Source organism: Actinomyces israelii DSM 43320, from assembly GCF_000711965.1.
GTDB lineage: Bacteria > Actinomycetota > Actinomycetes > Actinomycetales > Actinomycetaceae > Actinomyces > Actinomyces israelii.
This window is the reverse complement of sequence record NZ_JONS01000002.1, coordinates 143,337-157,305: the sequence shown is the minus strand read 5'-3', so window position 1 is coordinate 157,305 and position 13,969 is coordinate 143,337. Positions and strand designations below refer to the sequence as shown.

12 protein-coding genes and 1 pseudogene are annotated in these 13,969 nt (G+C 71.7%); 12 read left to right on the top strand and 1 reads right to left on the bottom strand.

Annotated features, from left to right (window positions below):
* Nucleotides 1-2 precede the first annotated feature (2 nt).
* Complete coding sequence (locus O145_RS01875) at nt 3-1,268, bottom strand: ROK family protein (RefSeq protein WP_043558832.1); 1,266 nt, start codon at nt 1,266-1,268, stop codon at nt 3-5.
* Between the two features lie 246 nt (nt 1,269-1,514).
* Here O145_RS01875 and xylA point away from each other — a divergent pair, with 246 nt between their 5' ends.
* From xylA to O145_RS01830, 12 genes and pseudogenes are all read left to right on the top strand, one after another.
* Nucleotides 1,515-2,696, top strand: a complete 1,182-nt coding sequence (gene xylA / locus O145_RS01870) for a xylose isomerase (protein WP_043558829.1) — start codon at nt 1,515-1,517, stop codon at nt 2,694-2,696.
* Nucleotides 2,697-2,806: 110 nt separating this feature from the next.
* Nucleotides 2,807-4,270, top strand: a complete 1,464-nt coding sequence (gene xylB, locus O145_RS01865; RefSeq protein WP_043558826.1) for a xylulokinase — start codon at nt 2,807-2,809, stop codon at nt 4,268-4,270.
* A 202-nt stretch (nt 4,271-4,472) separates the two neighbouring features.
* Complete coding sequence (locus O145_RS19720) at nt 4,473-4,907, top strand: hypothetical protein (RefSeq protein ID WP_324252488.1); 435 nt, start codon at nt 4,473-4,475, stop codon at nt 4,905-4,907.
* Nucleotides 4,908-5,483: 576 nt separating this feature from the next.
* On the top strand, nt 5,484-6,443 hold the full coding sequence (locus O145_RS01860) for a sugar-binding transcriptional regulator (protein ID WP_043558823.1): 960 nt from the start codon (nt 5,484-5,486) through the stop codon (nt 6,441-6,443).
* Between the two features lie 138 nt (nt 6,444-6,581).
* On the top strand, nt 6,582-7,592 hold the full coding sequence (locus tag O145_RS01855) for a LacI family DNA-binding transcriptional regulator (protein ID WP_043558820.1): 1,011 nt from the start codon (nt 6,582-6,584) through the stop codon (nt 7,590-7,592).
* A 208-nt stretch (nt 7,593-7,800) separates the two neighbouring features.
* Nucleotides 7,801-8,403, top strand: a pseudogene (locus O145_RS19800) (extracellular solute-binding protein); the annotation flags it as partial.
* A gap of 103 nt (nt 8,404-8,506) precedes the next feature.
* Complete coding sequence (locus O145_RS18850; RefSeq protein WP_229118287.1) at nt 8,507-9,265, top strand: ABC transporter substrate-binding protein; 759 nt, start codon at nt 8,507-8,509, stop codon at nt 9,263-9,265.
* Nucleotides 9,266-9,324: 59 nt separating this feature from the next.
* Nucleotides 9,325-10,245 (top strand): carbohydrate ABC transporter permease, encoded by a 921-nt coding sequence (locus tag O145_RS01845; protein WP_052374500.1) that lies wholly within the window; start codon nt 9,325-9,327, stop codon nt 10,243-10,245.
* 1 nt (nt 10,246) lies between these two features.
* Complete coding sequence (locus tag O145_RS01840; protein ID WP_043558817.1) at nt 10,247-11,140, top strand: carbohydrate ABC transporter permease; 894 nt, start codon at nt 10,247-10,249, stop codon at nt 11,138-11,140.
* A 92-nt stretch (nt 11,141-11,232) separates the two neighbouring features.
* Nucleotides 11,233-11,463, top strand: a complete 231-nt coding sequence (locus tag O145_RS18565) for a hypothetical protein (protein WP_169740311.1) — start codon at nt 11,233-11,235, stop codon at nt 11,461-11,463.
* Entirely contained in the window at nt 11,460-12,917 is a 1,458-nt protein-coding gene (locus O145_RS01835; protein WP_043558815.1) for an FGGY-family carbohydrate kinase, read from the top strand. Before O145_RS18565 ends, O145_RS01835 begins: the two co-directional genes overlap by 4 nt.
* A 67-nt stretch (nt 12,918-12,984) precedes the next feature.
* Entirely contained in the window at nt 12,985-13,968 is a 984-nt protein-coding gene (locus O145_RS01830; RefSeq protein ID WP_043558812.1) for a sugar phosphate isomerase/epimerase family protein, read from the top strand.
* Nucleotide 13,969 lies beyond the last annotated feature (1 nt).

Here is a 13,969-nt window from a genome sequence, read left to right as displayed (position 1 = left end):
CCTCAGGCCCAGGCGGCCGGGGCCGCGATCACTCCCTCGAGCAGGGACCAGGCCGCCCCTGTCGCCCCCGGGGTCTCGTCCTCGGGGGCCGGCAGGATCTGCGGGGCTGACCAGCGCGAGGCCAGCACGCGGTGGTCGAGGCTCTCCTGGAGGGACGGGGCGAGGAGCCCGGTCAGCGGGGCGAGGTGGCCGCCGAGGACGACGGCCGGGATGTCGAGGATGTTGATGGCGGCGCTCAGGGCGATGCCCAGCGCGCGGGCCGCAGCCGCGACGGCGTCTCGGGCCTGCTGGTGGTGGGGCGAGGCGTCGTCGTCGTAGGCCCTCCGCAGGTCCTCGGGGTCGGCGCCGGGGGGCAGGCCGGCGGCGGCGAGGATCGAGCGCCGCCCCGCGAAGCGCTCCAGGCAGCCGTGGTTCCCGCAGCCGCACTCGGGTCCCTGCGGATCCACCTGGATGTGGCCGATCTCCCCGGCGAAGCCGTTGGCGCCCAGCCAGGCCTCGCCGTCGCGCACGATCCCGGCGCCGATGCCATCCTCCCCGGACAGGTAGATGAAGTCGCGGTGCTCCCCGGGGGCGCCGGGGCGCAGCCTGGCGGCGGTGAGCGCGGCCAGATCGGCCTCATTGCCGACGACGAGGCTCGTGCCGAGGCGCCCCAGGGTGGGGGCCAGGATCTCTGCGGGACGGATGCCGGCCCAGCCGAGGTTGGGGGCGCGCAGGAGGACGCCGTCGCTCACCAGCCCCGGCAGCGCCAGCGCGGCGCCAACCATGCGCGCCGATCTGACGGGGCCGAGAGCGGTCAGTGGCTCGAGCAGGGAGGCCAGGCGCCCCAGGACCTCGTGGGCGTCGGACGAGGAGAAGTCGTCGACGACGAGGCGCTCGGCGAGCACATCCCCCGACAGGTCGATGGCGCGCACGGCCATGCGCGAGACATTGACCTCCAGGCCGATGGCGATGAACGTCCCCGACGCCGGGGTCAGCGGCACTGCCGGACGGCCCGGGCCGGCCGTGGGCGTCGGGGCCAGCTCGGCCAGGATGCCCGTGGCGACGAGCTCGTCGGCCAGCCGTGAGGCCGTCGAGCGGGTCATTCCGGTTGCGGTGGCGACAGCGGCGCGCGAGACGGGGCCGGGGGAGGCGAAGACCCGGCTGGCGAGCAGAGCCAGGTTCGAGGTGCGCAGGCTGGACTGGCGGGCCGAGGGGGTTCCGGATGAGCCGTTGTTGTCGGGAGTGCAGCGGGACTTCGGGGACGGCGCCGTCTTTGTGCTTCGTGCCACGTCCTGACCCTACCCGATGGCCTCGTCGGCCACCCCTGCAGAGGAACCGCTCTCGCGACAGCGCCGGCTCCTTTCGTCGAGATCGGTTCAGTTCCGCACCGAGATCGGTTCACGGACCGATCTCGAGCCGGAATACGACCGATCTCGGCGAAAGGACGGGCGCGGGCCGCGGGCGCCCCTTGACCCGGTACTGGCCGGAACAGTATAGTTTTGCCAACAAACAAATCCTGACTCAAGGAGGAGCACATGGTTCGCAAGCCCACCAGGGAAGACAGGTTCTCGTTCGGACTGTGGACGGTCGGCTGGCTCGCCGCCGACCCCTTCGGCGAGCCGACCCGCGCCGCCCTGCGCCCCTGGGAGTACACCGAGAGGCTCGCCGAGCTCGGCGCCTGGGGCATCACCTTCCACGACAACGACGTCTTCCCCTTCGACGCCACCGACGCCGAGCGCGACAAGATCGTCGCCAGACTCAAGGACGCGGTCGAGGCCACCGGCCTGACCATCGAGATGGTCACCACCAACACCTTCACCCATCCCATCTTCAAGGACGGCGGCCTGACCAACAACGACCGCTCCATCCGCCGCTTCGGCCTGCGCAAGATCCTGCGCAACGTGGACCTGGCCGCCGAGCTCGGCGCCACGACCTTCGTCATGTGGGGCGGCCGCGAGGGCGCCGAGTACGACTCCTCCAAGGACCTCAACGCCGTCTTCGACCGCTACAAGGAGGGCCTGGACACCGTCGCCGGCTACATCAAGGACAAGGGCTACAACCTCAGGATCGGCCTGGAGCCCAAGCCCAACGAGCCCCGCGGCGACATCTTCCTTCCCACGGTCGGGCACGCCCTGGCCCTGATCGCCGAGCTCGACAACGGCGACGTCGTGGGACTGAACCCCGAGGTCGGCCACGAGCAGATGGCGAACCTCAACTACACCCACGCCCTGGCGCAGGCGCTCAACGCTGGCAAGCTCTTCCACATCGACCTCAACGGCCAGAAGGGACTGAAGTACGACCAGGACCTCGTCTTCGGCCACGGCGACCTGCTGTCGGCCTTCTTCACCGTCGACCTGCTCGTCAACGGCTTCCCCGGCGGCGGCCCCCGCTACGAGGGCCCCATCCACTTCGACTACAAGCCCTCGCGCACCGACGGCATGGAGGGCGTGTGGGAGTCGGCCGCCGCGAACATGGAGATGTACCTCCAGCTGGCCGACAAGGCCCGGGCCTTCCGCGCCGACCCCGAGGTCCAGGAGGCGCTCAGGCGCTCGGGCGTCTACGAGCTCGGCGAGCCCACCCTCGCCGCCGGCGAGACCCTGGACGACCTCCTGGCCGACCGCTCCGCCTACGAGGACTTCGACACCGCCGCGGCCGCCGCCCGCGACTACCATTACGTGGACCTCTACGAGAAGGCCGTCCAGCACCTCATCGGCTGACGGCCCGCGCGCCGGGGCGGCGGCGCCTACCGGCGTCGTCGCCCCAGCGCCCCCGTCCGCCCGGTCGCCAGCCCAGCTTCGTCACCCACCTTCACCGCGGAAGGAACACCATGACCCTCGTCGCCGGCGTCGACTCCTCGACGCAGTCCTGCAAGATCGTCGTCCGCGACGCCGCCACCGGCGGCCTCGTGCGCCAGGCCAGGGCCTCCCACCCCGACGGCACCGAGGTCCACCCCGATCAGTGGTGGCGGGCCCTGGGGGAGGCGATCGAGGCCGCCGGCGGCCTCGACGACGTCGCCGCCCTGAGCGTGGGCGGCCAGCAGCACGGCATGGTCGTCCTCGACGCCGACGGACGCGTCATCCGCCCCGCCCTGCTGTGGAACGACACCCGCTCGGCCGCCGCCGCCCGCGACCTCATCGCCGAGCTGGGCGAGGGCGACGAGCCGGCCGGCCGCGCCGCCTGGGCCGACGCCGTCGGCAGCGTCCCGGTGGCCTCCCTGACCATTACCAAGTTGCGCTGGCTGGCGGACCACGAGCCGGAGAACGCGCGGCGCGTCGCCGCCGTCTGCCTGCCGCACGACTGGCTGACCTGGAGGCTGTCCGGGGCGGCGTCCCTGGAGACCCTCACCACCGACCGCTCCGACGCCTCGGGCACCGGCTACTTCGACGCCGTGACGAACACCTACCGGCGCGACCTGCTGGCCCGGGCCCTGCGCGTGAGCCAGGAGGAGGCCGAGCGCATCGTCCTGCCGCGCGTCATCGGCCCCCGCGAGGCCGCCGCCCGGGGCGGGGACGACGTCGACGGGCGCGGCCTGAACCACCTGGCCCTCGGCCCCGGCTGCGGGGACAACGCCGGCGCCGCCCTGGGCCTGGGCCTGCGCCCCGGCCAGACGAGCGTGTCCCTGGGCACCTCCGGCGTCGTCGCCGCCGTGTCGGCCACACCCACCCACGACGCGAGCGGCCTGGTCACCGGCTTCGCCGACGCGACCGGCGCCTTCCTGCCGCTGGCCTGCACCCTCAACGGCGCCCGCGTCCTCGACGCCGCCAAGCGGGTCCTGGGCGTGACCTACGACGAGTTCGACGCGCTGGCCCTGTCCGCCGCTCCCGGGGCCGCCGGCCTGGTGCACGTGCCCTACCTCGAGGGCGAGCGCACCCCGAACCTGCCCGAGTCCCGGGGAGTCCTGACCGGCATGACTCTGGCGAGCCTGACCCCGGCGAACTACGCGCGCGCGAGCGTGGAGGGCCTGCTGTGTCTCATGGGCGCCTGCCTGGACGCCGTGCGCGCCCAGGGCGTCGCGATCGAGGCGGTGAGCCTCGTGGGCGGCGGGGTGAAGTGGGTCAGCGCCAGGAAGCTGGCCCCGGCGGTCCTGGGCGTGCCCGTGGACGTGCCGCCGGCCGACGAGTACGTCGCCATCGGGGCCGCCCGGCAGGCCGCCTGGGTCCTGGCCGGAGGAGAGGAGCCGCCGGCCTGGGAGATCGCCGGCGTCGAGCACCTGACCGCCGAGCCCGCACCCGAGGTCCGGGCCGCCTATGACGCCGCGGCCGCCCTCGTCGCCCGCAGCCAGGGGGCCTGAGCCCGCGGCCGGGGCCGCCGCGCCGGCGGCCTCCGCCACGACTCGGAGGTAGGACGCAGAGCGCACAGACCGTCCTGCCCGCCGCGCCCCGGGAGCTGCGCGAGCAGGCGCCCGACCCGGCCCCGCACCCGCCCCGGGGCCGCGGTGGAGCCGCGCACGGCCACGGCGGACGATAAGTTTTATCGTAATTTCCCGCTGGCAGATGGTCGGCGGCACGCTCGCCGACGCCGGCTATTCACCGAGGCCAGGACCTCGCAGCGGCCCCTTGACCTGGTACGCGGCCCCGGCCCTCGCCTGGTGCCTCGTGACCTTCCACTCGCGTCACAGGCCGAGCGGAGGAGAGCGCTCCTGCGCTGCGCACCGAGAATGTCGACCAGCGGACCGGGGTCGCGAGCCCGCGCGCGGCCCGGAGCGGATCCGGTACGTCTGGTACGCACAGGTCGGCGAGGACACGACGACGGTGCGGGCCGGCTTCCAGGGCGCGGACCCGAGTGAGAGCCTGGTCGAGGTCGATGCGTGCCGCTCGGTGTTCTATCCGGCGCCCCACCACATCGACATCCCTGGGCAAGGAGAGCTCCTCCGGGGCGAGCCGGGCGACCGAGCGCCTGGACAAGCCCGGCTACCAGTACCGGCTTGAGCCGTCTTCTCCGCCCGGCGGGTCGGCTGGTCCAAGGAGCTGCTCGGCGGCCACACCGTGCGACGCGACCGCGTCCACGACTGCGGACAGAGCGGCCCACGCCGTATCGCCTTCCGCGCACGACGCAGGTCGCCGGTTACGCGGCGATCAGCGGCGGGGACGACCGCTGCAGGCGCACCCGTACCTGGTGACGGCGGCCCCCTGCCGGGACGCGGGCGGCGCCGCTCGCGTCGTGGTCCTCCACGAGCCCTTCAGGGCTTGCGGCGCCCGTGGTCTTGCCGGGGCCGGGCGGTCTCGGGGGCACGGTGGCGCACGCAGTCTACGACTGAGCCCGCCCGACCCCGCCCACCCCCTTTCGCCGGGATCGGCTCGGTGGGATCAGTTCGGTGCCGCGCCGAGATCGGTTCAAGGGGACTCGCGGGCGCCCGCAGCCGGGCCTTTGCCGGCTCCCCGGGACCCCGGGGGCCGACATCGACCGACACCGCACCGCGCCCCGTGGAGTCGATCATCTAGGCTTGCACGCGACCCCTGACACATGCGGGTCGTCAGATGACCCGCCCGGAAGGACCTTCGCCCATGCCGACCCGTGCTGACACGACGCAGCTGCGACTCATGGTCAGGATCGCGCGGATGTACCACGAGCTCGGCATGCGCCAGACCGATATCGCCTCCGAGCTCCATGTCTCCCAGCCGCGAGTCTCCCGTCTTCTGAAGCGGGCGGCCAAGGAGGGCGTCGTGCGCACCGTGGTCTCCGCGCCCGAGGGCACCTACACCGATCTGGAGGAGGCGCTCGAGCAGCGCTACGGGCTGGCCGAGTGCGTCGTCGTCGACTCCGGCCGGGAGGAGGCGGAGATCGAGGCCGCCCTGGCCTCCGCCTCGTCGACCTATCTCGAGACCACCCTGACGGGCGGGGACATTATCGGCCTGTCGTCGTGGAGCGCCACCTGGCTGGCCGCGATGCAGCAGCTTCCCCCCTTCCGCACGCCGGTGGCGCACAAGGTCATCCAGCTCTTCGGCGGGGTCGGCAACCCCAGGGTGCAGGTCAAGGCGACCCGTCTGATCGACCTGCTCGCGCGCGCCACAGGCGCCGAGGCGGTCTTCTTCCCCTCCCCGGCGGTCCTCGGCTCCGCCGGCGCCGCCGAGCAGCTCGCCGACGACGCCTCGGTGCGGCACGTCCTGGGCCTGCTCCCGACTGTCACCATGTCGCTGATGGGCATCGGCAGCCTGGAGCCCTCCGCGCTGCTGCGCGAGTCGGGCAATATGATCACCGAGGCGGACGCGGCGGAGCTCAGCGAGGCGGGTGCGGTGGGCGACGTGTGCCTGCGCTTCTTCAACGCCGAGGGCCGGCCCGTGGCCAGCGGCTATGATGAGCGCCTGGTGGGCGCGAGCGCCGAGCAGCTGCGCGCCATTCCCCGGCGCGTAGCGGCGGCGGGCGGCGGCCGCAAGCACGCGGCCATTCGCGGCGCCCTCCTGGGGCAGTGGGTCAATGTCCTGATCACCGACGTCCACAGCGCCCGGGCGCTGATCGACGGCTGAGCCGTGGCCGCCCGACGCCCTCCGCTCGGTAGCATGGCGTCGTAGCCGCTTGACGAGTCCTCGGGCGCGCTACCGGGATGGCCGCCGGGGGCGGGACAGGAGCGAGGGATGCCACGCGGTGCGGGCAGACGCCCGAGTATGACCGACGTCGGTCGTCTGGCCGGCGTCTCCGCCCAGACCGTCTCGCGCTACTTCAACGACGGCTATGTCTCGGACGAGGCGCGCGAACGCGTCGAGGCCGCGGTCAACGAGCTCGGCTATGTGCGCAACCGGCTGCCCGTCCAGCTGCGCGCCACGCAGACCAACATGATCGGCGTCGTACTCCTCGGGCCGCTCAACTACGGGAACACATCCATTATGACCGGGCTCTACCGGGCCGCCCGCGAGCTCGGACAGACGGTCATGACAACGCATATGGCGCAGGACCCCGCCGACTCGGAGGAGCTCATGGCGCAGGTCCTCGGCGAGGTCGACGGCTTCCTGTCCATGCGGGTCGACGCCCTCGTCCTCGCCTCGCCCTACCCGAGCCTGGCCGCCGTTGCCGAGCACGTCGGCTCCGCCACCGCCGTCGTCACCATTGCCGAGCTCGACGACGACGCCTCCGACGCCGTGGGGGGCTACTCCTGCGACGGCGCCCGGATGGTCGTCGAGCACCTCCTAGCCCTGGGGCACCGCCGGATCCTCCACGTCGCCGGCCCCCTGGACAGGCAGCAGGCGCGTGCGCGCCTGCGCGGCTACCGCGACGCCCTGGCGGCCGCCGGCGCGATGCCCCTGCCGGCCCTGGAGGCCGAGGAGTGGGACGCGCGATCCGGGGCGCAGTGCGCCCTTCGGGCTCCGCTTGAGGGCTTCTCCGCCGTCTTCGCCGGCAATGACGAGATCGCCCTCGGATTCATGACCGGTATGGCCCGGCGCGGGCGGCGGGCGCCCGAGGACTACATCATCGCCGGCTTCGATGACATGCCCGACGCCCGCTTTCTCATCCCGGCGCTCACGACCGCGCGGGTCGACTTCGAGGCGGTGGGCGAGGCCGGGCTCGTGGCCGCCGTCGCCCGCGCCGGGGGCCGGGAGGCCCTCCGCCCGCGGGTGAGGCCCGAGCTCGTGGTGCGCGAGTCCACCGTGGGCGGCGCAGCGCCCTCTCTCCGGGCCTGAGTCCTCATCGCCGCTTCGCAGCGGGCGCAGTCCCGGAGCCGGATGCGGCGGGCGCCCGGCAATGGCGCGATCGATGCAGGATCATGCCCGGTTCTCGGCAGGGCGGACGTCGAGATGGTCCCGACGCGGGCAGATGGGCTTGGAACGCGACTCACCAGGCGTTACGCTTAACATGTAGTCATTCAAGGTGGAATTACCATTCACTTTCATGGAGGTCCAATGGCGGGCACCTTTAAGATCCGGCGTCCTGACGCCGCGCTCTGGGCCGAGGCTGCTCTCGCGGCTCCACGCGCCCGCCCCTCTGTCGTCGACGACTGCACCCGCATCCGCCGTCCCGGCGTCCGCCGACCGGTTCCTCCCGTCCCAAGCGGCAAGGAAGCCGCATCGACTCAACAACGGAGAAGAAGACATGATGCTTAACCGCCGTCACGCCCTCGGCTCCGCCCTTCTCGCCGCCGGCGCCCTCGGCGCCTGCGGCCGTCAGGGCGGCTCCTCGTCAGGGGGCGAGAGCGCCCTCACCGTATGGGTCGGCGCCCTGGAGGACTCCCAGAAGAAGGACATGGACCGTCTCGTCGAGGCCTTCCAGGGCGCCAACGAGGGGGTCACCGTCACCTACCAGACCCACTCCACCGATGAGCTCAAGGAGTCCATGCGGCAGGTGTCGGGCACCAAGGCCGGCCCCGACATCTACTGGTACTGGGAGGGCCCCGGCCTCGGCGGCTCCCTTGTCGAGGCCGGGATGAGCCTGGACCTGACCGAGTACTACGACAGGTACGGGTGGAAGGACCGCTTCACCCCCGCCTCGCTGGCCGGCATCACCCAGTACGGCGGCTACCACGGCGTGCCCTGGACGCTGCAGGGCGAGGCCCTCATACTACAACAAGACCCTGTTCGAGCAGGCCGGCATCACCGCCGTGCCCGGCACCTACGACGAGCTTGTCACCGCGTGCGACAGGCTCAAGGCGGCCGGCATCACCCCGATCGAGTTCGGCGGCACCGTCAACTGGCACGTCATGCGCCTGCTCGACTCGCTCATCGAGACCAGGTGCGGCGCCGACGTCGCCCGGGCGCTCGTCACCGACAAGAAGGGCTGGGACACCGAGCCCGGTGTCACCGCGGCCTTCACCGACCTGAAGAAGTGGGCGGACAGCTACATCAACACCGGCTACATGTCCATGTCCAACGACGACTCGAACCTCCTGTTCTGGAACGGCCAGGCCGCCATGGCCCTTGAGGGCACCTGGTATGACGCCCAGTGCGCGGACAACGGCATGGATGTCAGCAGGGTCGGCATCTTCCCCTTCCCCACCGGCACCGGCCGCCTCTACGGCTTCGGCGAGGGCTTCTACGTCAACGCCAACACCGACAAGGTCGATCTCGCCGCCTCCTTCCTCGACTTCATCACCTCTGCCGACCAGATGCGGAGCGGCGGAGGGGCCTGGGCCGCCGTGAGCGTCAACAAGGACGTCGAGGCCTCCGACGCCAACCCGCTCGACGCCCTGTGGCCGCCGATCCTGACGTCCTCCGAGAGGATGTACAACAACTACGACCAGGCCCTCAACCTTGACGAGACCACCGAGTACTGGCGCATCCAGAACGCCGTCCTCATCGGCGACATGCGGCCCTCCGAGGCCGGCCCCGCCATGCAGAAGTTCATCGACGCCAACGCCTGATCGGCACCGGCGGGGCGGCGCGAGTCCTCCGTTCCGCCGGCTCAGCGAAAGGTCTTCTCATGACAGCAACAGCATCTCCGGCGCCCGCCGGGGCGCGCGCCGGAGGGCGGCACCGGGCGCTGCGCTCCCTTCCCTACCTCGCCCCCGCGCTGGTCCTGTACGGCGTCTTCCTGCTGTACCCGATGATCGACTCGGTGCGCCTGTCCCTCTTCTCCTGGTCCGGGTACACCTCCCAGGCCCAGAAGTTCGCCGGCCTGAAGAACTACCGGTACCTGCTCACCCGGGACACGGTCTTCTGGACGGCCCTGAGGAACTCCATGATCTGGGTGGTCCTCTCCGTCGCCATCCCCATGGTGCTCTCCCTCCTCATGGCGCTCGCGCTCAACCGGCGCATCTGGGGGCGCAACGTCTTCCGCTCGGTCTTCTACATCCCCAGCGTCTTCGCCTCCATCACCGTGGCGGCGGTCTGGCGGTGGATCTACAACCCGACCCTCGGGGTCGTCAACCAGGGGCTCGACGCCGTCGGCCTCCACGCCCTGGGCCACGAGTGGCTGGGCGACCCGAAGACGGCCCTCTACTCCATCTTCATCGCCTCAGTCTGGCAGGGCGTCGGCTTCAACATGGTGCTCTTCCTCGCCGGCCTCCAGGCGGTCCCCGCCGAGCTCGTCGATGCCGCCAGGGTCGACGGCGCGGGGCGATGGCAGGTCTTCCGCCATGTCACCTGGCCCGCGCTGCGCCCGACGACGATCGTCGTCGTCATCCTCACCATTATCAACTCGCTCAAGGTCTACGACCTCGTCGTCGGCATGACCGGGGGAGGGCCCGCCCAGTCGAGCCAGGTGCTCGCCCTGTGGTCCTATCAGCAGTCCTTCTCCAACCACAACTTCGGAGCCGGCGGCGCCGTCGCCACCGTCCTGCTCGTCCTGTCGCTGTGCCTGGTCGTCCCCTACCTGGCCTGGTCCATGAAGGGAGACGACTGACATGCCCGCCATACCCGCCGACGCCGCGCCTCCGGGCGCGGGCGCCGCCTCACGCCCGGGGCCCCGCCCTCGGCGCGACTGGGCCGCCGTCGGCCTGTGGGCCGCCCTGGCCGTCATGGCCCTGCTCTGGCTCGTGCCTTTCGCGGTGATGGCCCTGACCTCCTTCAAGAGCAAGGCGGACCTGGCCGGCGGCTCGACGCTCGGCCTGCCCGAAGAGTGGCTGTGGCAGAACTACATCGACGCCGCCAGGACCGGCGACCTGTGGATCACGGGCTCCAACAGCCTCCTCGTCGCCGTCATCAAGGTGCCCCTCGGGCTCTTCCTCGCCGCGCTCGCGGCCTACGCCCTGGCCCGCATCCGTATGCCGAGGGCCAAGTGGGTCGTCGCCCTCTTCGCCGTCGGCTCCATGGTCCCGATCCAGATCGCCCTGGGACCCATGTTCCAGCTGCTTCTCAGGGCGGACATGCTGGACACCTATGCGGGCCTCATCCTGCCCTACCTCGCCTTCGGCGTGCCCTACCAGATCTTCATGATGTACGGCTCCTTCCGGGCCGTCCCGGACGAGATCGAGGAGTCCGCCCGCCTCGACGGCGCCTCCACCTTCCGGATCTTCTGGCAGATCTGCTGCCCGCTGGTCAAACCGACCCTGGCGGCTCTTTTCGTCCTCGACTTCGTCGCCACCTGGAACGAGTACGCCATGGCCTCGACCATCCTCCAGTCGAGCACGATGGCCACCGTCCCGCTCGCCGTCCAGAGCTTCTCCGCCCAGCACGGCACCGACTACGGCCCGCTCAACGCATTCATCGTCATGACGGCGGTTCCGGTCCTCCTCGTCTACCTGCTGTTCCAGCGCTACTTCGTCTCCGGCGCCTTCACCGGAGCCGTCAAGGGCTGAGGGGCCGGAGGGGGGGCTCGGTGCACGGCGTGATTACGAGCTCCGCCGGGTCCGGATCGGCGAGGCTCTTGACATGAGGAGCGCGTGGGAGCATGATTGTCAACAATCCATTCAATAATGAATTAATATGCAAACAGGCGCGAGCCGTCGCGCCTGCACCGACTCAGAGCAGGGAGGCGCTCGTAGTGGGAACACGCGCAGCGCGCCGTGTGCGCCCTCAGGGCGGCATCACGGCCGTGGAAGTCTCGGCGATCGCCGTCGCCGCTGCGCGCTTCTTCGGCGAGACCGCCATGTCGCCCGAGAATGCCGAGGCCGCGTCATGACCACGCCCTACGTGCTCGCCCTCGACGAGGGCACCACCAATGCCAAGGCCCTCGCCGTCGCCGACGACGGCACGGTCCTCGCCGCCGGAAGCGCCCCCGTGCCCGTGTCCTACCCGCAGCCCGGCTGGGTCGAGCAGGACGCCGAGGCCATCTGGCGCGCCCAGAGCGCGGCCATAGCGGCCTGCTTGGACGGGGTCGGGGGAGCGCCGGAGGGCATCACCATCTCCAACCAGCGCGAGTCCGTCGTGTGCTGGGACGCCCGCAGCGGGCGGGCCCTCGGCCCCGTGCTTGGCTGGCAGGACTCGCGCACGGCCGAGTTCTGCGACTGGCTGCGCTCGCCCGAGCGCGAGCTCTCCGTCGCCGCCGCAACGGGCCTGAGCCTGGACCCCATGTTCTCCGCCCCCAAGATGCGCTACCTGCTCGACCGGGTCGGCGCCGCGATGCCCGACGACGCCCGGCACGCGCGCATCGGCACCATTGACGCCTGGCTCGTGGCCCGCCTGAGCGGCCAGGACTCCTACGTCATCGAGGCGGGCAACGCCTCGCGCACCCTTCTGATGGACCTCGCCACGCTCCAGTGGTCGGAGGAGATGTGCGCGCTCTTCGGCGTCCCGGCCGCGCGCCTGCCGCGGATCGTGGCCTCCAACGCCGACTTCGGCGCCACTGCGGGCCTGGACGCCCTGCCCGACGGCGTGCCGATCGTCGGGGTGCTGGGCGACTCCCACGCCGCGCTGTTCGGGCACGGCTGCCGCACCGCCTCGGAGGGCAAGGCGACCTACGGGACCGGCTCGTCGGTCATGGTGCCCTCCGGGGCCGACCGGTCCGTGCGCCCGGGCGTGTCCACCACGCTGGCGTGGCTGACCGATAGGCCCATGTACGGCCACGAGGGCAATATCGTCGCCTCCGGCACCGCCATGGACTGGACCGCCCGGCTCCTGGGCGTCACCCCCGGGCGCGCGCTCGACGAGCTGGCGGCCGCCGTCCCCGACTCCGCCGGCACCAGCCTCGTACCGGCCTTCACGGGCCTGGGCGCCCCCTGGTGGGACCGCCGGGCCGTCGGCCTGGTCGCGGGCCTGACCGCAGCCACCGAGCGGGGCCACCTCGCCCGCGCGGCCCTGGAGTCCGTCGCCCACCAGATCGCCGACGTCGTCGAGGCCCTCGGGGCCGGCGACCTGACCGTCCTGCACGCCGACGGCGGCGCCACCGCCTCCCGCCTGCTCATGCAGACCCAGGCGGACCTGCTGGGCCGCGACGTCGTCGTGTCGGCGAACGCGGAGGTCTCGGCCCTGGGGGCCGCCCTGATGGGCTTCACCCGTCTCGGCTGGGACCTGCCCGCGCCGGAGGGCGGGGCCGGACGACGCTACCGGCCCGCGCTCGACGAGCCCGCGCGCGCGGCGGCGCGCTCCCGGTGGGGCCGGGCCCTGGCCCGGTCCCGTCTCGTCCCGCCCCGGTAAACGGCCCCAGCCACCCGTCCACTCCCGCACACCCTCACCACCAATATGCACATGGAGATGACTCACTATGTCCGATGAACCCGTCTTCGGAGCCGGCCTGTGGAACTTCGCCACCTACGTGGACCGCTACGCGGTCGACGGCTACGGCGACCCCCGCTCCACCATCGAGCAGATCGAGCTGGCCGCCGAGGTCGGCGACATCAGCTACGTCGACCTCAACTACCCCTTCACCGGCGGGCTGACCACCGCCGACGTCAAGGCCGCCCTGGAGCGCACCGGGCTGAAGGCCATCGGCGTCACCCCGGACATCTACCTGCGCGAGCACCAGATGGGCGCCTTCACCAACCCCGACCCCGCCAAGCGCGAGTCGGCCCGCGCCATCATGCAGGGCGCCGCCGACGCCGTGCGCGAGCTCGGCGCCCGCTACGTCAAGATCTGGCCCGGCCAGGACGGCTTCGACTACCCCTTCCAGGTCGACTACAAGGAGCTCAGCCGCCTCGCCGTCGAGGGCATGCGGGACCTGGCCAGGGCCAACCCGGACCTGAAGCTCGTCATCGAGTACAAGCCGCGCGAGCCCCGCACCCACATGTTCTGGTCCTCCGCGGCCAAGACCGTGCTCGGCATCCAGGCCATGGGCGTGGACAACGTCGGCGTCCTGCTCGACTTCGGCCACGCCCTGTTCGGCGGGGAGTCCCCGGCCGAGGCCGCCCAGCTCCTCATCGACCACGGCCTGCTGTGGGGCATGGACGTCAACGACAACTACCGCGGCTGGGACGACGACATGGTCGTGGGCACCGTCCACATGACCGAGGCCCTCGAGTTCTTCCACACCCTGCGCGTCAACGGCTGGGAGGGCGTGTGGCAGCTCGACCAGTTCCCCTTCCGCGAGGACGTCGTCGACAACGCCAGGACCTCCATCCGCTTCCTCAAGGCCCTGCACCGGGCCCTGGACCGCCTCGACGAGGAGGCCCTCGCCGAGGCGCAGAGGCGCCAGGACCCGCTGGCCGCCCAGCGCCTGGTCCAGGACGCCCTGCTCGGCTGCATGGCCTGAG